We start from the raw sequence: 19,634 nt of genomic DNA, 5'->3' as shown, positions 1-19,634 counted from the left end.
GGTCCTACCCCACCTGAGCGACGTCCAACCAGGAACCCCTCGCGACGCGGCTCAGCCCACGAGATGGTGGAGCAGGTGCTCGAGCTGACGGGCGGGGTCTGCGGACAGCCCGCCGTGCACCGGACCGGGTTGCAGGACGGTGCTGCGCGGGGCCTTGAGGAAGCCGAAGCGCTGGCTCATCGTTGCCTCGCCTGCCCGCCCGGCCGCAACGGCTCCGTCGCACACGGCGTCCACGAACGTCAAGGCAGCCCGCAGCTGGTCGGGGTCGACCAAGGCGTCCAGCGCACCCAGACGCGCCGGGTCGACGCGCCAGGCGCACTGGAGGTAGTCGGTCGCGTGGCAGTAGAGGACCACACCCACGTTGACGAACTCCTCGCGGTCCGCGCGCGGCACGCAGCGCAGCGCGACGTACTGGTAGGCGTGCTGCTCGGTGTCGCCGGTGCCGCTCATCTGCGACCGCCCCCACCCGGCAGCCACTGTCGCGTCTGCAGCCGAGCGGTGAGGAAGGCGACGTAGGCAGCTCGCACCGCCGCCGGTGACTCCGCGCCGGGCACCGGCTCGAGCCACACGTCGGGAACGAGGTCCACGACGCTCGCCAGCAGCTGGGGAGTGACGAGCGCGCTGAGTGCCTCGTCGACCCTCCCGAGGGAGTCGGCCTGGTCCAGGAGCACGTGGTCGGAGAAGTCCCAGGGCTGGGAGGCGAAGCGCTCCGGGTCGGTCAGGCCACCTGACCAGCCGTGGTGGAAGTACAGCGATGCGCCGTGGTCGATGACCCACAGCGCGTCGCCCCACCACAGCAGGTTGGGGTTGCGCCACGAGCGGTCGACGTTGGCGCAGAAGGCGTCCAGCCACACGATCGTGGACACCACCTCGGACCCGGACTCCTGATGACCGTCGAAGCCGAAGGAGCCGGGCAGGAAGTCGCTGCCGAGGTTCAACCCCACGCTGGCCGTGAGGAGGTCCTGGACCTCCTCGTCCGCCTCGTAGCGCGCGATCTCCGGACTCAGGTCGAGGACGACCTGCCGCGGGGTGTCCAGGCCGATCCGGCGAGCCAGCTCCCCCACGATGATCTCGGCGGCCAGCACCCGCGGGCCTTGTCCGGCACCGCGGAACTTGCAGACGTAGGTGCCGAGGTCGTCACCCTCAACGAGCCCGGGCAGGCTTCCGCCTTCGCGCAGCGGAGTCAGGTAGCGGGTGACGACCACGCCCGGAAGGGACCCGGAGTCGCCGTCGGCGAGGGGCATCACCTGAGCGGCGCCTCGTCGGCCAGTCGGCGGCGCTGCTCTTCGACGTCGAAGTCGGCACCTGGCCAACGCGGGGCCATCCCCCGCAGCGTGTCCAGCAGCAACGAGCCCACCGCGAGGTTGCGGTACCACTTCTTGTCGGCCGGTACGACGTACCAGGGGGCGATCTCGGTGTTGGTGCGCTCGAGGGCGATCTCGTAGGCCTGGCGGTAGGCAGGCCACCGGGAGCGCTCGTCGATGTCGCCCGGGTTGAACTTCCAGTGCTTCGAGGGGTCGTCGAGGCGAGCGACCAGGCGCTCCTTCTGCTCCTCGGCCGAGACGTGCAGCATGCACTTGACCACCACCGTCCCCGCGGCCACCAGGTCGGCCTCGAAGTCGTTGATCGCGGTGTAGCGGCGCTCGATCTCCTCAGGAGGCGCCAGCTCCCGCACGCGAGCGATCAGGACGTCCTCGTAGTGAGAGCGGTCGAAGACCCCGACGTCGCCGGCGGCGGGCAGGGCCCGCTCGACGCGCCACAGGAAGTCGTGCTCCAGCTCGATGGGGGTCGGCTTCTTGAAGGAGGTGATCTGCACACCCTGCGGGTCGATCAGTCCGACAGTATGGCGCAGGGTGCCGCCCTTGCCCGAGGTGTCCATGCCCTGGAGCACCAGCAGGACGCTGCGGTTGCCGCCCGCACGGCCCTCGGCGAAGAGCCGCTCCTGGAGGTCGGCCAGCTCGTCCCCCATCCCGAGGAGAGCCTGCTCGCCGTCAGACTTGTCCCCGTCGTAGCCGGGCGCCGCATCGGTGGCCAGCGCGGTCAGGTCGACAGGGCCGGCCGCGAGGCGCAGCGCGTCAGCGATCGTCGTCATGGCCGAACCCTAGCCACCTCGGGCGACTCGGCCGCCCGCGACGGCTCACTCCTCCGCGTCGGGAGCTGACCGGTCGGCAGCCTCGAGCTCGCTGCGCACGACGGCGTAGGCCATCGCCGACCCGTAGCCCTTGCGCGCGAGCATCCCGACCAGCCGCCGCGTGGCCTTCACGTCGTCGACCCGACTCAAGGAACGCAGCTTCTTGCGCACCAGGGTGCGTGCCGCGTGCTCCTCGTCGGCCGGGTCGACCTCGTCGAGAACCTCACGTGCCGTCTCGTCGTCGACGCCCTTGCGGCGCAGCTCCTGGGCCAACGCCCGCCGCGCCAAGCCCTTGCCCGGCTGACGATGGGAGACCCACAGCCGAGCGAAGGCCTCGTCGTCGACGAGACCGACCTCCTCGAAGCGGTCGAGCAGACGCGTGGCGATCTCGTCGGGAACGAGCCTCTTGGCGAGCCTGTCGGCCAGCTCCTTGCGGCTGCGAGCTTGACCGGTCAGGGCGTCGAGCAGGATCTTGCGGGCCACCGACTCCGGATCGGCCTCCGGGCCGCCCGCCTCCGGGTCCGGCGGCGGGGAGGCCCGTCGGTCGGTCCGCGGAGCTGGAGGCTCCGTACGGGTCCAGGCGTCGACCCCGTCGTGGACGTCACCCCTCCAGCTCGGGTCTCCCATGATGTTCCCTCCTGCCCGGTGGCCGACGCCGATCCTCGACCACCATCAGCACGCCCGCTGGCGCGATCGTGCTAGAAGTCATCGATGCCGATCGGCTTGTCGGACAGCTCTGAGAGGTCGTCGGGCGCCTTCTCGCCGGGGATCACGCCGAGGGTCTCGAGGATCTTCTTCTCCAGCTCGTTGGCCAGGTCGGGGTTGTCCTTCAAGAAGGTGCGGGCGTTCTCCTTGCCCTGCCCGAGCTGGTCGCCCTCGTAGGTGTACCAAGCACCGGCCTTGCGGACCAGCCCGGCCTCCACCCCGACGTCGATGAGGCCGCCCTCACGGCTGATGCCCTTGCCGTACATGATGTCGAACTCGGCCTGCTTGAACGGCGGGGCGACCTTGTTCTTGACGACCTTGACCCGGGTCCGGTTGCCGACCATGTCGGTGCCGTCCTTGAGGGTCTCGATCCGGCGGACGTCCAGGCGCACCGAGGAGTAGAACTTCAGCGCCCGACCACCGGTGGTGGTCTCCGGCGAGCCGAACATCACGCCGATCTTCTCGCGCAGCTGGTTGATGAAGATCATCGTGGTGTTGGAGTTGTTGAGCGCGCCGGTCATCTTGCGCAGCGCCTGGCTCATCAGCCGGGCCTGCAGACCCACGTGGCTGTCGCCCATCTCGCCCTCGATCTCGGCGCGGGGCACCAGGGCTGCGACGGAGTCGATGACGATCAGGTCGAGCGCACCGGAGCGGATCAGCATGTCGGCGATCTCCAGGGCCTGCTCACCGGAGTCGGGCTGGGAGACGAGCAGCGCGTCGGTGTCGACACCGAGCGCCTTGGCGTAGTCGGGGTCGAGTGCGTGCTCGGCGTCGATGAACGCCACGATGCCGCCGCGGGCCTGGGCGTTGGCCACCGAGTGCAGGGCCACGGTCGTCTTTCCGGAGGACTCCGGGCCGTAGATCTCCACGACGCGTCCGCGCGGCAGGCCACCGAGGCCGAGCGCGACGTCGAGGGCGATCGAGCCCGTCGGGATGATCTCCAGCGGCGCCCGGGTCTCATCGCCCAGACGCATCACCGACCCCTTGCCGAACTGCTTCTCGATGTTGAGCAGTGCGGCGTCCAGGGCCTTGTCGCGGTCTCCACCAGCCATGATGTCGGTTCCTTTGCTTGTCGTCGTGGGCCAGGTACGTCGGCGACGCTAGAGCGAGCCACCGACAGTGCCTGATCAGCACGGTCACCAGCTGTGGACAACCTCGCCCCGCGTCGTACCTGTGGACACAACGTAGCCCGAACACGTGTTCGATCCGAGCGCGACACGCGCGTGTCGCGCTCAGTGCAGGACAGGCACGCCCGCCTGCGGCAGGCGCACCACGAATCGGCACCCGGCGCCGCCGGCGTCGACGTTGCCGACGCTGACCTCACCACCGTGAGCCTCGACGATGCCCTTGACGATCGCCAGCCCGAGGCCGGCCTGGCTGCCGTGCGCGGTGGCCGGGCCTGACAGGCCGGGCGTCCGCGCCGGAGCCCCGGTCCAGGCCAGGTCGAAGACCCGCTCGATGTCCTCCTCCGAGATGCCCCCGCAGCCGTCGGTGACGGTCAGCTCCACACCTCCGTCGGGCACCGACCGACCGACGATCTCCACGGCCCCGCCGGAGGGCGTGTGCCGCACGGCGTTGCTCAACAGGTTGGCCAGGACACGCGAGAGCCCGCCCGGGTCGGCGAGCACCTGCACGCCGGGAGCCACCGTCCCCCCGAGTCGTACGCCGCGCGCGCGGGCGACCGGCTCGGCGCTGGCGAGGGCCTCGCTGACGAGGTCGCCCAGCGGCAGGAGCTCGGAGGCCAGCTCGAGCACGCCCGCGTGGATGCGGGAGAGCTCGAAGAGGTCGTCGACCATGCGGGTCATGCGGTCCACGTCGGCGCGGATCTGGAGGCGGTAGCGCGCCGGGTCGGGCGCGATGCCGTCCTCCAGCGCCTCGGTCATCGCGCGCATGCCGGCCAGCGGCGTGCGCAGGTCGTGGGAGACCCAGGAGACCAACTCACGCCGCGCCTCCTCGAGACGGCGCTCCCGCTCGCGCGACTCGTCGAGTCGGGCCTGGGTCGCCTCCAGCTCGGAGGCGAGCGCCTGGAACTCACGCGGTCCGCGCATCGGGGCGACGTACGTGCTTCCACGGCCCAGGCTGCGCACCCCCGCCTGCAGCGCCTCGGACCAGCGCACCAGCGCCGCGCCCAGGGCACCGGCCACGATCGTCGCTGCGATGGCGGAGACGCCGACGACGAGCGTGATCGCGTTGAGGTCGCGGTCGGAGATCAGCATCCGGTTGGCCAGGGCCATCACCCCGGCAAGCACGGAGAGCACGGCGACGACCGCGACGAGGCCCAGCTGCCAGCGGATGGAGCGGTGTCGCAGGAGGTAGCCCGCCCCCAACCCGACGAGCCCCACGCCCGAGGCGGCCAGCCCGGCGTAGATCAGCAGCTCGGCATACATCGCTCAGCCCTCCTCGTGCCCGGCCGCGACGAGGGACGGCTCCCAGCGGTAGCCCACTCCCCACACGGTGACCAGACGGGTGGGCGTGGTCGGATCGGCCTCCACCTTCTCCCGCAGCCGCCGCACGTGCACGGTGACCGTCGACTGGTCCCCGATGGACCAGCCCCAGACCTGCTGGAGGAGGTCGTCGCGGGAGTAGGCGATGCCGGGGTGGGCAACCAGGAAGTGGAGGAGGTCGAACTCACGGGCCGTCAGGGCCAGGGCCGTGCCGCCCATCCGGGCCTCGCGCCGGGCGTGGTCGACCACGAGGTCCCCGTCCTCGACGACCGGCGGCAGGCCGGGAGGCCCGCCCGGGGCGCGGCGCAGGATCGACTCCACGCGCAGCACCAGCTCACGGGGGCTGAACGGCTTGGTCACGTAGTCGTCCGCGCCGATCTCCAGGCCGGCCACGCGGTCCTGCTCGGTGCCGAGCGCCGTCAGCATGATGACGGGCACGTCGCTGGTGGCCCGCAGGCGACGGCAGACCTCGAGCCCGTCGATGCCCGGCATCATCAGGTCCAGCACGACCAGGTCGGCCGCCCGGGCCCGCATGGTGGTCAGGGCCGTCTCTCCGTCGCCTGCCTCGTCGACGTCGTGGCCAGCCGCACGCAGGTAGGACACCACCACCTCACGCACGGTGGTGTCGTCGTCGACGACCAGCACGCGAGCCATCAGCTCGGGTCGCCCTCCAGGTCCGTGCGTGTGTCCGGCGCCCCGGTCTCGCCGCTGGTGCGGGCACGCAGCAGGGAGGCCACGAGCACGGCCGCGACGACCAGGACCACGATCCCCAGCCAGCCGAGGCCGTAGTTGCGGTCGAGCAGCGTCGCGTTGTCGTCCTTGGCGCCGAACCTGCCGAGCATCGGGATCGCCAGGATCGTGATCGATCCCAACACCACGAACCCCGCGGCCGCCGGGGTCCGCGCAACCGAGGGCAGGAGCCGGGCCCCGATGGCCGCGAGGCCCAGCGCGGCGAGCGCGATCAGGCCGTCGTGGACCACGACTCCCCCGGCGAGCCAGATGGCGGCGCTGAGCAGCTGGTCGAAGTCCTGGCGACTCAGCAGCAGGTAGGCGCCGTACACACCGACGAGGAAGCCCAGCACCCCGAGGGCGCTGCGGGTCAGGGAGACCCCGGCCATCAGATCACCTCCACGCTGGTCAGCCACTTTGTCTGCAGGACGCCGGGCCGGTTGGGCGCGATCAGCCGGGCCGGGTAGCCGTGGTCGAGCGAGAGGTCCTCGCCGTTGAGCTTGAGGGCGATCAGCGTCTTGTCGGCGTCGGCGAAGTTGCCCTGCAGCTCGGTCACGCCGAAGGCGTAGCGCTTCTGCAGCGAGACCATCCGCAGGTCGGTGCCGGTCGGCACGCCCGCCGCGTCCAGCAGGTCGCGCAGCCGTACGCCGGTCCACTCCGCGCTGGCACTCCAGCCCTCGACGCAGGCGATCGGCAACGTCTCGGTGCGTTGCGTGAGCTGCTCGAGGTCGCCGCGCGACCAGCTCGTCGCGACGCCCTCACCGTTGACCACGTCGAGGGTCCAGCCGGCGCCACCCTCCTCCATCGTGACCTGGGCGGCTCGGGCCGACCTGTTGATGGGGACCCCTTGCGGGCCGTCGCCGGTGCGTACGGCGAGGACCGAGATGTTGCGCAGGAAGGGGACCGTGCTGCCCGCGGTGGCCAGGACGGCGATCCCGGTCGCGGCCCACGTCGTGCGGAGCAGCCCACGCCGGCTCAGGGCCCCGGTCTCGACGGCGGAGGGCCGGTCGTGGGTCGTGTCCTCGACGTCTCCGGTCAGGGCATCACGGATGATCGGCAGCTTGACGGCGATGTGCACGACCAGCGCGCCGATCGTCACCCAGGCCACCGCATAGTGCGTCGGCCGGAACGAGAAGCTCCACGGGTACCACTGGGCGGTGTTGAGCAGGCCGGTCAGCAGCATGAAGACGCCACCCGCGACCAGGACGGCGATCGAGATGCGCTCCAGCCCGGTCACCGCCATCGCGCGTACGTCGCCCCACGGCATCGACTGGAAGAGCTTCGGGTAGACCGCCCACAGCTTGACCAGCAGCAGCGGGATCGCCGCCGTACCGCTGATCACGTGCAGCCCCTGGGTGACCCGGTAGCCCCAGAACGGTGTGGCCGGGAACGGGATCGGCTGGTTGCCGTTCTGCGCGTAGTGGCTGATCAGTCCGGTGAGGAAGCAGATCCCGAAGGAGATCCCCAGCCACAGCCCCACCCTGGCCGCCACGGCCGGGGAGCGGAGACGACTGGTGAAGTCGCCCTCGGACGGGACCGGTACGACGAGCGACGAGCGCTTCGAGGTCATGTCGGCTCCTCCAGGACGACGGCAGGTCGTAGGCCGAGGTGCCGCCGGGCGCTCACGGTCAGGCCTGACCGCTGGACGATGTCGTCGATGTCGTCGAGGCCGACCACCGACCAGCGGAACGGTCGGCTGCGGGCGCCCCGGGACTCCAGCGTGGCCCACACGGTCTTGGACGGCACGCCGCTGGGCGCCACCTCCACCACGATGCGCCCGCGCGGATCGATCACCTCGCGCACCCGGCGCAGCAGTGCGACGGGGTCACCGCCGATGCCGACGTTGCCGTCGGCCAGCAGCGCGGTGTGCCAGCGTCCCTCCCCCGGAACGGTGTCGTAGACGTCGCGGTGCAGCGCGCTGCCGCCTCGCTCGCGGGTCTGTCCGACCGCCTCGGCCACCACGTCGATCCCGAGCGCCACCTCGCCTCGCCGTGCCAGGGCCGCGGTGAGCCGACCCGGCCCGCAGCCGACGTCGAGGGTGGCGCCCTCGCACAGGTCGAGCAGTGCGTGGTCGTCGTGGTCGGCCTCGCGGGTCCACTCGGACATCGGCAGCACCTGCGGCTCGTCGTCGAGGCCGACGACGGCGCAGGGCTCGCCCTGCAGGGCCCGGGCGAAGATCGTCGAGAACGGCACTTCGTGGACCACGCCGTCGGCCAGGCCGGGCAGCGGGTTCTCACCGGTGATCGGGCCGGGAGTGAGGGTCTCGTCAGTGGTCATCGTCCTGCTCCTGCTGCGAGGGACGCGGCAGCTGCCCACGTCCGTGCGAACCGCGTGTGTGGTGCCTGCTGCGCGACGGCGACGGCGTCGGCGTACTCGTCGACGTCGTTGAGCACCGCCGTGGGTGCCACCGACAGCCCGCGGCCCAGCAGCGCCTCGCGGGTGTCGTCGTACGTCGTCGAGGTGGACATCTCGACCCCACGCAGCGCCTCGGCGGCAGCGGCGACTCGTCGTCCGAGAACCCACCAGCCACCGTCCTCGGCGGCGCCGAGCACGGTGTCGTGCGTCTCCAGCACGCTGCCGGCCGCGTGCAGGTGCGCCGCCGTCATCTGCGGGGTGTCCATGCCGACCTGGAGCACCGGTCCGTCGCCGGCGTCGTGGTGGGCGTTGGCGAGCCGCTCGTCGAAGCCGTCACCGCGCTGAGGCAGGACCGTCCAGCCCGTCAGGGCAGCGCGCAGCTCGGCCGTGGCGGCGCCGTCGTCGAGGTCTCCGGCCAGGGCCAGGACACAGGCCGCCGAGCCGACCGCCTCGGCCGCTGCAGCGAGGGTGTCGATCAGTGCCGCGGCGGCGACCTCGGCCGCCGCGTCGTCCCCGATGGTCGCGGCGAGCCGCGTCTTGCTGACCCCGGGCACCGGGGCCTTCGCCATCACGAGCACCCGCAGCGCACCGGCGCCTGCTCTCGTGGTCACCTCCGACGTCACGCCAACACCTTCCAGAAGTCCCGAGCCGTCCTGGCCGTCCCCTTCACCGAGCCGGACACCTTCGAACGGGTGCCCTCGGCGCGGGGGTGGTACGTCACGTCGTGCTCGCGGAAGCGCCAGCCGGCCAAGGTGGCCTTCTGCAGCAGCTCCACCGGGTAGCCGAAGCGCCGGTCCTGCACGTCGAGGTCGAGCAGCGCCTCACGTCGGCACACACGCATGGGTGCGATGTCGTGGGCGTCGAGGTCGATGCGACGCCGCAGCCACGCCACGATCACCGCGTTGCCCGCGCGCGCGTGCCAGGGCCAGACCCGTCGGCTCACGGGACGACGGCGACCGACGGCGAGGTCGGCAGCGCCCGACTCCACGTCGGCGAGCAGGCTGAGGAGCTCGTCGGGGTCGAAGGAGCCGTCCCCGTCCATGAACGCGACGTAGGGGTGGGTCGCCGCCAGCACGCCGGCGTGCACGGCCGATCCGTAGCCCGGCACGGACTCGGTGACGACGTCGGCACCCAGGCGGCGGGCGACGTCTGCGGTGTCGTCGGTCGAGCCGTTGTCGACGACGATCACGTGGAAGACCTCGGGCACGCGGGGCAGCAACGCGACCAGGGCAGGGCCCTCGTCGCGGCACGGGAGGATGAGGTCGCAGTGCGGCACGCACCTCAACCTAGACGTCCAGACCACCTCCGAGCATCACCCGTGGGCTTACGAAGGTGTGACGTGACCCGGCCTGACCTGGGGTTTCTGGGTTGTTGCTGAGAATCTGCCGCGACGCGCGGCGCCGAGACTCAGCGAACTCACAGTCGCTCAGTCAACTCACAGGGTGTCGCACACTCGTTCTCTAGGCTGTGGCCCATGTCGACCGCTGCCGCCCGCGACGCCGATCCCGCCGGGACCCCAGGTGCCTCGTCCTCCCGCACCGAGATCCCCTCACGGGTCCCGTGGATCGGGTTCTGGGCAGCCGTGGCCCTGGTGCTCGTCGCCACCTTCGGCCCCGACCTCGTCGGGTGGCAGGTCTACGCCCGGTCCGACCCCGACGGCACCCCCGGGTCGCTGACGCCGATCCACTCCATCTGGGAGCCGAAGCTGTTCGGGATCGGCACCATCCCCGCGTTCCTGCTCGGCGTCCTCGGCTACCGCTACGCCGTCGACCTCGCCGCCCGGCTCCCGTGGCGCCGCCTGCTGCTGGCGTCGTACGGCGCCAGCCTGGTGTGGCTGTTCTCGTTGGCGCTGGTCTCGGGATGGGGCGGCGTCGGCGACAAGCTCGAGCACTCCTACGAGTACCTCGACACCGCGCGCGGCATCACCGACGTCCCGGCCTTCCTCAGCGAGTTCGTCTCGCGCATCCCGATCGACTCCGTCGACGCGGCCGGGGAGTCCGACAACTGGGTCACCCACGTCGCCGGCCACCCTCCGGGTGCCACGCTGATGTTCGTCGTGCTCGCCCGCCTGGGCCTGGGCAACGGCTTTGTCGCCGGCTCGATCGTGATCCTCGTCGCCGCCTCCCTGGCGGTCGCGATGCTCGTGACGCTGCGCACCCTGGGCGCGGAGCCGGCCGCTCGCCGGGTAGCGCCGTTCCTGGTCTTCATCCCGGCCGCGATCTGGATGGCCGTCTCCGCCGACGCCGTCTTCGCCACGACCGCCGCCTGGGGCATGGCCGCCCTGGCCACGGCCGCCGTGGCGGCGACGCGCGGTCGCCTGCTCGGCTTCGGCGTGCTCGCCGGGCTGCTGCTCGGCTGGTGCATGATGCTCTCCTACGGGCTGCCGTTGCTCAGCGTGCTGGCGCTGGCGGTCCTCCTCGCAGCCCGGTCGTGGCGGCCGCTGCCCATCGCGTTCGTCTTCGCCCTCGTGCCGGTGCTGGCGTTCGTCCCGTTCGGCTTCCGCTGGTGGGAGGCCTACCCGGTCCTCACCGACCGCTACTGGGACGGACTCGCCTCCCGACGTCCCGGGCTCTACTGGACCTGGGCCGACCTCGCCCTCGTCCTCTACTCCGGCGGGTTGCTCGTCGGCGCCGGGGTCGCCGTCCTGGGCTGGCGTCTCGTGCAGGAGCGGCGGGCGGCGAAGGCCGGGGCGGCCACGTCGGCATCGTCGTCCACGGAGCCCGGTGGCTCGGTGGAGGCACGCTCCGACCGGACGCTTCTGATCCTCGCCTCGGCCGGCGCCCTGATGATCCTGCTCGCCACGTCCTCCCAGATGAGCCGGGCGGAGGTCGAGCGGATCTGGTTGCCGTTCATCCCGTGGGTCGTGCTCTCGATCGCCCTGCTGCCCGAGCGCTGGCGGCGCGTCGGGCTCGCCGTACCCATCGTCTCGGCGCTGCTGCTCGAGCACCTCGTCTACCACTCCTGGTAGCCGGCGAGCCTCAGGCCCGCAGGGGCACCGTCGCGAACGCCGGCAGTCCGACCTCGGGCAGGATCTCGGCACGGAAGCCGAGGTCGGTGGCCGCGCGCTCGGGCGAGGCGACGATGTGTCGCACGTCGCCGAGCCGGTAGCCACCGGTGACGTCCGGGGCCAGGTCCTGGGCGTCCGTGCCCTGCGCGACCCGCTCGGCCACGTCGAGGATGGAGACCGGGTGCCCCGAGGCGACGTTGTACGCCGCGAAGCGGCCCCGCTGCTCACCCACCACAGACCGCAGGGCGAGCACGTTGGCACGCGCCACGTCGGCGACGTGGACGAAGTCGCGCATCTGGGCGCCGTCCTCGTAGACCCGCGGCGCCTCGCCGCGCTCCAGCGAGCTGCGGAACATCGCCGCGACTCCCGAGTACGGCGTGTCGCGGGGCATCCCGGGACCGTAGACGTTGTGGTAGCGCAGCGCGATCGCCGAGGCGTCGGCCTGGCGCACCCACGCCGACGTGTAGTGCTCCTGGGCGAGCTTGCTGGCGGCGTACGAGCTGCGCGGGTCGAGCCGCGCGCTCTCGTCGACCAGCGACCACCCGAGGGTGGCGTCGCAGTGCGGGCAGTGGTTCTCGAAGTCGCCCGCGTCCAGGGCGGCCACGGCCCGCGGCGGCGGCACCTGGTCACCGTGCGTCTCGCACGTGTAGCGGCCCTCGCCGTAGACGACCATCGACGAGGCGACCACGAGCCGGTGCACGTCAGCGTCGTGCATCGCCGCCAGGAGAGCGGCGGTGCCGAGGTCGTTGTGCGAGGCGTACGCCGGCAGGTCGGCGACCGTGACGCCGGCCCCGACCACGGCGGCCTGGTGGCACACCGCGTCCACGCCCTCGAGCAGGCCGGACCAGGCACCGGTGGGGTCGGTCGCGGCGTCGCGCACGTCGATCTGGTGGGTGCCGCCAGGGGGCGCGCTCTCGCCGTGGGCCTGCGGCAGCATCAGGTCGACGCGGACGACCTCGTCGCCGTCGGCCTCCAGGGCCTCGGCGATGGCGGTCCCGATGAAGCCGGCCGAGCCGGTGAGCAGGATCTTCACGAGTCGGCCGATCAGCCGGGGATGTCGTAGGTGATCTCGACGCCCTCGGCCCAGGTCGAGCACGAGCACGTCGCCGGGTCGGGCAGGTCGCCCAGGGCGGCGATCGTGTCGGTGAGCACCCCGGTCAGCCGCTCGAGGTTGGCCTTGAAGAGCGCGAAGACCTCCTCCTGGCCGACGCCGTCGCCGGACTCGGCGCCCGCGTCCATGTCGGTGACCAGCGCGATGGCGGTGTAGCACTGCCGCATCTCCCTGGCCAGCGCTGCTTCCGGGCTGCCGGTCATGTTGATCAGGCTCCACCCGTCGGCGGCGTAGGCGCGCGACTCCGCACGTGTGGAGAAGCGCGGACCCTCGATGACGACCATGGTGCCGCCGGGCTTGATCGTGGGGTCGGCCGCCGTCACGGCACCGCCGAGCGTGGCGCAGTAGGGGTCGGCGAACGGGAGGTGGCAGGCGCCGCGCTCGACGAACGAGCCGACCCGTCGGTGCGTGCGGTCGACCAGCTGGTCGGGCACCACCACGTCGCCGGGCGCCACGGCCTCGCTCAGTCCCCCGACGGCGCAGGGCGCGAGGATCTGACGCACGCCGAGGGAGCGCAGCGCCCAGAGGTTGGCCCGGTAGGGGATGCCGTGCGGCGGGAAGTCGTGGTGGGCGCCGTGGCGCGGGAGGAAGGCGACCTTGCGCCCCGCCACCGTGCCGACGGCCACCGGCGCCGACGGGTCGCCGTACGGCGTGGTGACGGCGTGCTCGGTGGGGTCGTCCAGAAAGCTGTAGAAGCCGGTGCCGCCGATCACGGCGATGTCGGCGATCGGTCCCGCAGGGCTGGGGGTCTGGGTCATGTCAGGAATCTCCGCACCTGGTCAGTCCGTAGTCGTTGAGCCGGTCGTTGACGTCGTCCATCCGCGTGTCGTAGAAGGCCGCCACGGGGTCGGCCTGCCACGCGTCGAGGACGTCGTCGGTGTCGTCGAGGATGCCCGAGAGCAGCCGGGCGTCACCCGCCGGGTAGCCGAGAGCTCGCAGCTGGGCGACCTGCGCGCGGATGTTGGGCACCACCTCGTCGGCCACGGCCGCCACCATGGCGGCCTCGTCGCCCGCCGGCACCTGGTCCCCGATCGCAGCGAGAGCCGCACTGCCCGTGCCGCAGATCCGGTTGCCCGCGCGCAGGAACGCCTTGCGTCTCGGCGAGCCCGCCCGTGTGGTGGCGGTGACGGCCTTCTCGGCGACCAGCGGTTCGCCGTCCGTCCGGTCCGCGGTCGGCGGCGCTTCGACGGGCGAGGCCGTGGCCACCAGTGACCGCGCAGGCGCCTGGCCGTCGGCACTGCAGCCCGAGACCAGGACGGCCGTGCCCGACAGGACCAGGCACGACGCGTAGGCCAGCACCGACGGGCTGGTGGGTCGGGTCATGCCACCAGCGTAGTGAAGGCAGCGCCGAGCGAGAGCGCTACCGCTCCTTGTCGGGGAGCTCGAGCACGGTCCAGACCGCTCGCCAGACCTCCTTGGGAGAGATCCCCGCATCCAGGGCCTCCTGGGCGGTACGTCGTCCGAGCTCCGACATCACGAAGGTCTCGGCCCACACCCGCATCGAGTCACGCCCGAGGGCGTGCTCCATCCGCTCCCAGAACTCGGTGTGTCGCACGCCGTCCTCCTCATCGCTCGGCCAGGATCCCCAACCACGTCTCTCCCCGTAGTCCCGCGTCGCGGGCGCTGTCGGCAACGCGCCACCCTGTCGCGATCAGCGCGGCCTCGAGGTCGGCCGATCTCCAGTAGGTGAACATCCGCGCTGCCTCGATGCTGCCATGTGTCGACCAGCCCTCCCCGTCGCCCTCCTTCAGCGACAGCCGCAGCAGGCCTCCGGGTCGGGTCACCTCAGCGAGCCGGCGCAGCACGGTGGGCAGGTCGGCGCGCGCGACGTGGAGCAGGCAGGCGCTGGCCCACACCCCGTCGTACGGCGCGCCGGCCGACTCGGGGTCAGCGAGGTCGTCGACCAGCGGGTCGAGGACGTCGGCGCGGTGGCCGTCGGCTCGGAGCAGGTCGACGAAGCCGGGGGTGACGTCGGTGCGGCGGACCGAGACGCCGTGCTCCTCGAGAGCGAGCGCGTCCTGGCCGGAGCCGCTGCCGATCTCCAGGACGCGAGCACCGGTGCCGACACGCTCCGCGAAGTCGGCCAGTGCGGCGAGCACCCGCTCCGCCGTCACCGGCCTCGCCGCCCGGTAGGCAGTGGCCCCTGCGTCGTAGGCGGCCACCGTGAGCTCGCGGCGCACGTCCCACAGGTGGTGGACCAGGTCGTGGAGGTGATAGCGCGCCAGCGTCTCGACGGTGAACGTGCTGCCGTTGCTGCGGTGGCCGACCCGGTCGTACGCAGCTGGTTCGACCGCGTCGTAGGCGGAGGCGACCGTCTCGGCCTCGGCGGCAAGCGCCGCGGCGACGTGCTCGGGGCGGGCGAGGTCGTAGCGGCCCTCGATAGCGGCGGCGTCCTGGTCCCAGTTGGCGAACTGCGGTCGGTCGACCGCCAGCATCAGGGCGAGCCGCTCGGCGAAGACCGCGTGCACGTCGCGCACGTGCGCGGCGTACTCGGTCACCGACCACGCCTCCGGGTCACGACGGTGTGACGGCCCAGGTCCTGCCAACGCCACCTGCCATGCGTCCGCGTTGGCACGGATCGCAGCACCGATGGCTTCGAAGTCGCCGATCGCGGCGTCGAAGCCGCAGTCGCCGCAGGGCCGCTCCAGCACCCACGTCCAGTCCTTGGTGTCGCTCATCGTCATGACCACATGCTCACAGCGCGCACCGACGACGCGCGCGCGAGATCCTGCCGATCTTCGTCGCCCTCCGGCCAGGTCGCGCTCAGGTCAGCAGGAGCGTGTCGAGCCGACGCCGTACGACGAGCAGACCGATCGCGCCCATCACCAGCAGGTAGACGACCGAGACCCCGGAGGCCCACGTGATCGACCCGGTCGTCAGCTCGCGGCAGAGCACGACGCCACGGTAGAGCGGGGTGCACTCCACGACCCAGCGCAGCCATCCGTCGAAGGCGGTGATCGGGAAGAACGTGGCGGAGAACAGGAAGAGCGGCATCTGCACCAGCGTGACCTTCTCGAAGTCCTGCCAGGTGGTGAACCACGTGGTGGCCGCCATCGCGACCGAGCTGAAGGCGAAGCCGATGAGCAGAGCGGCAGGCAGCGCGAGGACGGCCCACCAGGAATGGAGGTAGCCCAGGGCGAGCATGACCACGAGGAAGGCCGCCGAGTAGGACCCGCCGCGCAGCTGCCCCCAGACGACCTCTCCGCGCGCGATGTCGCCGGTGCCGAGCGGTGTGGCGAGCACCGAGTCGTAGAGCCGCACGTGCTTGAGCTTGAAGAAGAAGTTGAAGCACGAGTCCATCAGGGCCCCGTTGAACGCGGAGGCGGCCAGCATCCCAGGAGCCACGAACTCGGCGTACGGGACCGCCTGGCCGTTGAACTCGAAGGAGTCGATGAGAGCACCGACGCCGATCCCGATCGAGAGGAGGTAGAGCACGGGCTCGAGGAACCCGGTGAGGAAGAGCTTCCAGGCAGTGCGGTAGGTGATGGCGTTGCGCTCGACCAGCAGCACCATCGCCTGCCAGGAGGTGAGCGGCACCCGCGGGATCGGGCGCATGGTGACGGAGGTACCGCTCATGTCGTCAACCTCTTCTCCAGGCCGGTGACCGCCCACCACGAACCGATCGCCAGGACCGCGAGGAGCACCCCGAGGTTGAGCGTTGCCAGGCTCCAGTCGATCCGGTCGATGCTGAACATCCGGGACAGGTTGACGCCGTGCCACAGCGGGGTGAGCTGGGCCAGTCTCTCGCCGACCGCACCCAGGTTGGAGACGGGGAAGAACGCGCCGCTGAAGAGGAACAGCGGGAAGATACCGATCCGGAAGACCACGCCGAAGGCGGCGTCGGAGTCGATACGACAGGCGAAGCCGTACATCAGGGTGGCGAACGCGGCTCCGGTCAGCGCCTGGGCGGCCAGGGCCACGAACGGGCCCCACCAGGTCTCGAAGACACCGAAGGCCGCGATCACCAGGTCGAAGATCGCGCACGTGGCTGCGACACGCAGGGCGACGAAGGTCAGGTGCGCGATCGCGACCTGCCGCACGGTGATGGGCGTGGCGACCATCGAGTCGTAGACCTTGTTCCACTTGAAGTTGCTGAACACCGGCCAGGACGTGTCGGCGACGGCGGTCTGCATGGCGTGGGCGGCCACCAGGCCCGGCACGATGAAGGCGAGGTACGACGTGGCGCCGTCCAGCCGCTCGGGGTCGCCGTCGATGAAGCCACCGAGCAGGACCCCCATCGCGACGACGTAGAAGACCGGGTTGAGGAAGGACGACACCACGGATCCTCGCCACGTGCGCCGCGCCACGGTGAACCAGTAGGGCAGGAGTCGCGACAGCGCGGCAGCGGTGGAGAGCCGGCCAGTGGGAGCAAGGGTGGACATCAGTCGACCAGCGTCCGGCCGGTGAGACGGAGGAAGACGTCCTCCAGGGTGCTGCGTCGCACGAGGGTGGCCACGGGTCGAAGACCCCGGGCGTGCACGGCCTCGAGCACCGTGTCGCCGTCCTCGGCGTAGACCAGGAGCCGGTCGGGCAGCACCTCGACGCGCTCGCCGAGGTCGCCCAGCTGCTCGGCGTAGGACTCGTGGGGGTTGTCGTCCCCGGTGACGCCGAACCGGACCTCGGCGACCTCGCGGGTGGAGTAGCGACCGATCAGGTCGCGCGGCGAGCCCTCGGCGGCGATCAGGCCCTTGTCCATCACCACGAGCCGGTCGCACAACTGCTCGGCCTCGTCCATGTAGTGCGTGGTGATCACGAGAGTGACGCCCTGCTGCTTGAGCCGGAAGAGCTGGTCCCACAGGAGGTGTCGCGCCTGGGGGTCCAGGCCGGTGGTCGGCTCGTCGAGCAGCAGCAGCTCGGGCGAGCTGACCAGGCTCCTGGCGATCGTGAGCCGCCGCTTCATCCCGCCGGAGAGATCCTCGACGCGGGCCTTGGCCTTCTCGGTCAGGTTGACGAACTCGAGCAGCTCGTCGGCGCGCGCCCGGGAGTCGGCGCGACTGATCCCGAAGTACCGCGCGTAGACGACGAGGTTGTCGCGCACGTTGAGCTCGCTGTCGAGGGTGTCCTCCTGCGGGCAGACGCCGAGCCGCCCCCGAATCGCGGGCCCGTCGACGGCAGGGTCCATCCCGAGGATGCTCAGCTCGCCGCCGGAGACCGGTGAGACGGCCGCGATCATCCGCATGGTCGACGACTTGCCCGCACCGTTGGGCCCGAGGAAGCCGAAGGCCTCCCCCCGGCGCACGTCGAGGTCGATGCCCTTGACAGCTTCGAAGCCGCCGAAGGACTTGGTCAGTCCCACGGCCCGGATCATCGACTCACTCACGAGCGTGGACTCTAGGGGAGTACGTGGGCACGGCGCGACGCCTTTGCCGGCGGCCCACCGGCATCGCGCCGTACGGCGTCGAGGATGCGGGAGGGAGTCCCCCGGCGCCGTAGAATCGGCGTGGCTGCCTGCCTGGCGTCTCTCGGCTCACGCGAGGCCGCGGCCCCACGATCACGCTGATACCACCGATGCTCGTCGCGAGCGCGAAGGAACCCGCCTGTGCACCACGCCCCGACCGTCCGCTCCGCCCTGCGATCGCCCCTGCGGCTGCGCACCGAGGTCCTGGCCGGACTCGTCGTCGCCCTCGCCCTGATCCCGGAGGCGATCTCGTTCTCCATCATCGCCGGCGTGGACCCGAGACTGGGACTCTTCGCGTCGTTCACGATGGCGGTGACGATCTCAATCGTCGGCGGCCGACCGGCGATGATCTCGGCCGCGACCGGCGCCATCGCGCTGGTGATCGCTCCCCTGGTCGCCGGCTACGGCGTGGAGTACCTGATCGCCACGGTCGTGCTCGGTGGAGCCATGCAGGTCGTCCTGGCGCTGCTCGGCGTCGCCAAGCTGATGCGGTTCGTGCCGCGCTCGGTGATGGTGGGCTTCGTCAATGCGCTCGCGATCCTAATCTTCTCCGCGCAGGTGCCCGAGATGGTGGACGTCCCGTGGCTCGTCTACCCGATGATCGCCGGCGGCATCGCGATCATCGTGCTGCTCCCCAAGATCACCGACGTCGTTCCGTCCCCGCTGGTCGCGATCGTGGTGCTGACGACCATCACCCTGACCTTTGCGATCGCCGTCCCCGACGTGGGAGAGCGCGGCGAGCTGCCCGACAGCCTGCCCACGCTCGGTCTTCCCGACATTCCCTACACCTTCGAGACCCTGAGGATCATTGCGCCCTACGCGCTCGCCATGGCGTTGGTCGGCCTGATGGAGTCCTTGATGACGGCCAAGCTCGTCGACGACATCACCGACACCGGCTCCGACAAGACACGCGAGTCGTGGGGGCAGGGTGTCGCCAACATCGTCACCGGCTTCTTCGGCGGCATGGGTGGCTGCGCGATGATCGGCCAGACGATGATCAACGTGAAGGCCTCGCGTGCCCGCACGCGTCTGTCGACCTTCCTCGCCGGTGTCTTCCTGCTCATCCTGGTCGTCGGCCTCGGCGACCTGGTCGCGGTGATCCCGATGGCCGCCCTGGTCGCGGTGATGGTGATGGTCGCCGTGGGCACCTTCGACTGGCACAGCATCCAGCCCTCCACGCTGCGCCGGATGCCGAAGTCGGAGACGACCGTCATGGTCGCCACCGTCGCGGTCACCGTCGCCACGGAGAACCTCGCGATCGGCGTCGGCGTCGGCGTGCTGACCGCCATGGTGCTCTTCGCCCGCCGGGTGGCCCACTTCGCCCAGGTCGAGCGCCACGTCGTCGAGACCGGCGAGGGCCCCACGGCCATCTACACGGTGACCGGCGAGCTGTTCTTCGCCTCGAGCAACGATCTCTACGAGCAGTTCGACTACGCCGACGACCCCGACCGCGTGGTGGTCGATCTGACCGACTCCCACGTCTGGGACGCCTCGACCGTCGCCGCCCTCGACGCCGTGAGCACCAAGTACGCCGCGCGCGGGGTCGTGGTGGACATCCAGGGTCTCAACACCGCCTCGGCCGCCATGCACGGCCGGCTGAGCGGCCAGCTGTCGTCGCACTGACGTCGGAGGCTTGTCCGGGTGGCCCTGGGCTTCCGGTCCCGTGGGGCGCCCGCGCGCGTAGTCGACCCTCCTTCGTGGTGGGTGTGGCGCCCGCGCGCGTAGTCGACCGGGTCTCGCCGTCAAGGATCTCG

At 71.2% G+C, this 19,634-nt stretch carries 22 protein-coding genes; 2 read left to right on the top strand and 20 right to left on the bottom strand.

Annotation, left to right across the window (positions count from 1 at the left end; genetic code table 11):
• Positions 1 to 51 precede the first annotated feature (51 nt).
• The 12 genes from Q1K33_RS15075 to Q1K33_RS15020 all read right to left on the bottom strand — a co-directional run bounded on the left by Q1K33_RS15075 (position 52) and on the right by Q1K33_RS15020 (position 9,640).
• Complete coding sequence (locus tag Q1K33_RS15075) at positions 52 to 450, bottom strand: DUF3037 domain-containing protein (RefSeq protein WP_300405374.1); 399 nt, start codon at positions 448 to 450, stop codon at positions 52 to 54.
• The gene (locus Q1K33_RS15070) at positions 447 to 1,244 is read right to left on the bottom strand and encodes a HipA family kinase (protein WP_300405397.1); all 798 of its coding nucleotides are present in this window, start codon (positions 1,242 to 1,244) and stop codon (positions 447 to 449) included. Before Q1K33_RS15070 ends, Q1K33_RS15075 begins: the two co-directional genes overlap by 4 nt.
• Positions 1,244 to 2,092, bottom strand: coding sequence for a polyphosphate kinase 2 family protein (locus tag Q1K33_RS15065; protein ID WP_300405372.1), 849 nt, complete (start codon positions 2,090 to 2,092; stop codon positions 1,244 to 1,246). Before Q1K33_RS15065 ends, Q1K33_RS15070 begins: the two co-directional genes overlap by 1 nt.
• Positions 2,093 to 2,137: 45 nt before the next feature.
• Positions 2,138 to 2,758 (bottom strand): regulatory protein RecX, encoded by a 621-nt coding sequence (locus Q1K33_RS15060; RefSeq protein ID WP_300405370.1) that lies wholly within the window; start codon positions 2,756 to 2,758, stop codon positions 2,138 to 2,140.
• 71 nt (positions 2,759 to 2,829) lie between these two features.
• Positions 2,830 to 3,891: a recombinase RecA gene (recA, locus tag Q1K33_RS15055; protein WP_300405395.1), complete on the bottom strand. Its 1,062-nt coding sequence runs from the start codon at positions 3,889 to 3,891 to the stop codon at positions 2,830 to 2,832.
• 177 nt (positions 3,892 to 4,068) lie between these two features.
• Entirely contained in the window at positions 4,069 to 5,223 is a 1,155-nt protein-coding gene (locus Q1K33_RS15050; protein WP_300405368.1) for a HAMP domain-containing sensor histidine kinase, read from the bottom strand.
• 3 nt (positions 5,224 to 5,226) lie between these two features.
• Entirely contained in the window at positions 5,227 to 5,934 is a 708-nt protein-coding gene (locus Q1K33_RS15045) for a response regulator transcription factor (protein WP_300405366.1), read from the bottom strand.
• On the bottom strand, positions 5,934 to 6,398 hold the full coding sequence (locus Q1K33_RS15040; protein ID WP_300405364.1) for a hypothetical protein: 465 nt from the start codon (positions 6,396 to 6,398) through the stop codon (positions 5,934 to 5,936). The genes Q1K33_RS15045 and Q1K33_RS15040 overlap by 1 nt, the downstream gene beginning before the upstream one ends.
• Positions 6,398 to 7,579 carry a molybdopterin-dependent oxidoreductase gene (locus Q1K33_RS15035; RefSeq protein ID WP_300405362.1) on the bottom strand — a complete coding sequence of 394 codons (1,182 nt, stop codon included), beginning with the start codon at positions 7,577 to 7,579 and terminating at the stop codon, positions 6,398 to 6,400. The genes Q1K33_RS15040 and Q1K33_RS15035 overlap by 1 nt, the downstream gene beginning before the upstream one ends.
• Positions 7,576 to 8,286, bottom strand: a complete 711-nt coding sequence (locus Q1K33_RS15030) for a class I SAM-dependent methyltransferase (protein WP_300405360.1) — start codon at positions 8,284 to 8,286, stop codon at positions 7,576 to 7,578. Before Q1K33_RS15030 ends, Q1K33_RS15035 begins: the two co-directional genes overlap by 4 nt.
• Positions 8,283 to 8,987: a DUF2064 domain-containing protein gene (locus Q1K33_RS15025; RefSeq protein ID WP_300405358.1), complete on the bottom strand. Its 705-nt coding sequence runs from the start codon at positions 8,985 to 8,987 to the stop codon at positions 8,283 to 8,285. Before Q1K33_RS15025 ends, Q1K33_RS15030 begins: the two co-directional genes overlap by 4 nt.
• On the bottom strand, positions 8,984 to 9,640 hold the full coding sequence (locus tag Q1K33_RS15020) for a glycosyltransferase family 2 protein (protein ID WP_300405357.1): 657 nt from the start codon (positions 9,638 to 9,640) through the stop codon (positions 8,984 to 8,986). Before Q1K33_RS15020 ends, Q1K33_RS15025 begins: the two co-directional genes overlap by 4 nt.
• Positions 9,641 to 9,838: 198 nt before the next feature.
• Here Q1K33_RS15020 and Q1K33_RS15015 point away from each other — a divergent pair, with 198 nt between their 5' ends.
• Positions 9,839 to 11,332, top strand: coding sequence for a hypothetical protein (locus Q1K33_RS15015; RefSeq protein ID WP_300405355.1), 1,494 nt, complete (start codon positions 9,839 to 9,841; stop codon positions 11,330 to 11,332).
• 10 nt (positions 11,333 to 11,342) lie between these two features.
• Here the strand turns inward: Q1K33_RS15015 and Q1K33_RS15010 are convergent, their stop codons facing one another.
• The 8 genes from Q1K33_RS15010 to Q1K33_RS14975 form a co-directional block, all read right to left on the bottom strand.
• A complete protein-coding gene (locus Q1K33_RS15010) occupies positions 11,343 to 12,404 on the bottom strand; it encodes an NAD-dependent epimerase/dehydratase family protein (protein ID WP_300405353.1) in 1,062 nt (353 codons plus the stop codon).
• A gap of 11 nt (positions 12,405 to 12,415) precedes the next feature.
• A complete protein-coding gene (locus Q1K33_RS15005; RefSeq protein ID WP_300405351.1) occupies positions 12,416 to 13,240 on the bottom strand; it encodes an S-methyl-5'-thioadenosine phosphorylase in 825 nt (274 codons plus the stop codon).
• 1 nt (position 13,241) lies between these two features.
• Positions 13,242 to 13,805: a hypothetical protein gene (locus tag Q1K33_RS15000; RefSeq protein WP_300405349.1), complete on the bottom strand. Its 564-nt coding sequence runs from the start codon at positions 13,803 to 13,805 to the stop codon at positions 13,242 to 13,244.
• 37 nt (positions 13,806 to 13,842) lie between these two features.
• Entirely contained in the window at positions 13,843 to 14,037 is a 195-nt protein-coding gene (locus Q1K33_RS14995; RefSeq protein ID WP_300405347.1) for a DUF3046 domain-containing protein, read from the bottom strand.
• A 10-nt stretch (positions 14,038 to 14,047) separates the two neighbouring features.
• Positions 14,048 to 15,166 carry a class I SAM-dependent methyltransferase gene (locus Q1K33_RS14990; RefSeq protein ID WP_300405345.1) on the bottom strand — a complete coding sequence of 373 codons (1,119 nt, stop codon included), beginning with the start codon at positions 15,164 to 15,166 and terminating at the stop codon, positions 14,048 to 14,050.
• Positions 15,167 to 15,245: 79 nt separating this feature from the next.
• Positions 15,246 to 16,058 carry an ABC transporter permease gene (locus tag Q1K33_RS14985; protein WP_300405343.1) on the bottom strand — a complete coding sequence of 271 codons (813 nt, stop codon included), beginning with the start codon at positions 16,056 to 16,058 and terminating at the stop codon, positions 15,246 to 15,248.
• Positions 16,055 to 16,864 (bottom strand): ABC transporter permease, encoded by an 810-nt coding sequence (locus Q1K33_RS14980; RefSeq protein ID WP_300405341.1) that lies wholly within the window; start codon positions 16,862 to 16,864, stop codon positions 16,055 to 16,057. The genes Q1K33_RS14985 and Q1K33_RS14980 overlap by 4 nt, the downstream gene beginning before the upstream one ends.
• Positions 16,864 to 17,790 (bottom strand): ABC transporter ATP-binding protein, encoded by a 927-nt coding sequence (locus Q1K33_RS14975; protein WP_300405393.1) that lies wholly within the window; start codon positions 17,788 to 17,790, stop codon positions 16,864 to 16,866. Before Q1K33_RS14975 ends, Q1K33_RS14980 begins: the two co-directional genes overlap by 1 nt.
• Before the next feature lie 231 nt (positions 17,791 to 18,021).
• Here Q1K33_RS14975 and Q1K33_RS14970 point away from each other — a divergent pair, with 231 nt between their 5' ends.
• Entirely contained in the window at positions 18,022 to 19,503 is a 1,482-nt protein-coding gene (locus Q1K33_RS14970; RefSeq protein WP_300405339.1) for a SulP family inorganic anion transporter, read from the top strand.
• Positions 19,504 to 19,634: the final 131 nt, after the last annotated feature.

The organism is Nocardioides sp. (genome assembly GCF_029937575.1).
In the GTDB taxonomy this organism is placed as follows: domain Bacteria; phylum Actinomycetota; class Actinomycetes; order Propionibacteriales; family Nocardioidaceae; genus Nocardioides.
The sequence above is the reverse complement of the archived record's forward strand: the minus strand, read 5'-3'. Positions and strand labels throughout refer to the sequence as shown.

Coding starts and splice junctions, on each gene's coding strand:
- Q1K33_RS15005 (WP_300405351.1), bottom strand. CDS start 13,240: ATGACCCAGACCCCCAGCCCTGCGGGACCGATCGCCGACATCGCCGTG.
- Q1K33_RS15045 (WP_300405366.1), bottom strand. CDS start 5,934: ATGGCTCGCGTGCTGGTCGTCGACGACGACACCACCGTGCGTGAGGTG.
- Q1K33_RS15035 (WP_300405362.1), bottom strand. CDS start 7,579: ATGACCTCGAAGCGCTCGTCGCTCGTCGTACCGGTCCCGTCCGAGGGC.
- Q1K33_RS15030 (WP_300405360.1), bottom strand. CDS start 8,286: ATGACCACTGACGAGACCCTCACTCCCGGCCCGATCACCGGTGAGAAC.
- Q1K33_RS15075 (WP_300405374.1), bottom strand. CDS start 450: ATGAGCGGCACCGGCGACACCGAGCAGCACGCCTACCAGTACGTCGCG.
- Q1K33_RS15000 (WP_300405349.1), bottom strand. CDS start 13,805: ATGACCCGACCCACCAGCCCGTCGGTGCTGGCCTACGCGTCGTGCCTG.
- Q1K33_RS15040 (WP_300405364.1), bottom strand. CDS start 6,398: ATGGCCGGGGTCTCCCTGACCCGCAGCGCCCTCGGGGTGCTGGGCTTC.
- Q1K33_RS15070 (WP_300405397.1), bottom strand. CDS start 1,244: ATGCCCCTCGCCGACGGCGACTCCGGGTCCCTTCCGGGCGTGGTCGTC.
- Q1K33_RS15015 (WP_300405355.1), top strand. CDS start 9,839: ATGTCGACCGCTGCCGCCCGCGACGCCGATCCCGCCGGGACCCCAGGT.
- Q1K33_RS15050 (WP_300405368.1), bottom strand. CDS start 5,223: ATGTATGCCGAGCTGCTGATCTACGCCGGGCTGGCCGCCTCGGGCGTG.
- Q1K33_RS14990 (WP_300405345.1), bottom strand. CDS start 15,166: ATGACGATGAGCGACACCAAGGACTGGACGTGGGTGCTGGAGCGGCCC.
- Q1K33_RS15060 (WP_300405370.1), bottom strand. CDS start 2,758: ATGGGAGACCCGAGCTGGAGGGGTGACGTCCACGACGGGGTCGACGCC.
- Q1K33_RS15065 (WP_300405372.1), bottom strand. CDS start 2,092: ATGACGACGATCGCTGACGCGCTGCGCCTCGCGGCCGGCCCTGTCGAC.
- Q1K33_RS14975 (WP_300405393.1), bottom strand. CDS start 17,790: ATGATCCGGGCCGTGGGACTGACCAAGTCCTTCGGCGGCTTCGAAGCT.
- Q1K33_RS14980 (WP_300405341.1), bottom strand. CDS start 16,864: ATGTCCACCCTTGCTCCCACTGGCCGGCTCTCCACCGCTGCCGCGCTG.
- Q1K33_RS14985 (WP_300405343.1), bottom strand. CDS start 16,058: ATGAGCGGTACCTCCGTCACCATGCGCCCGATCCCGCGGGTGCCGCTC.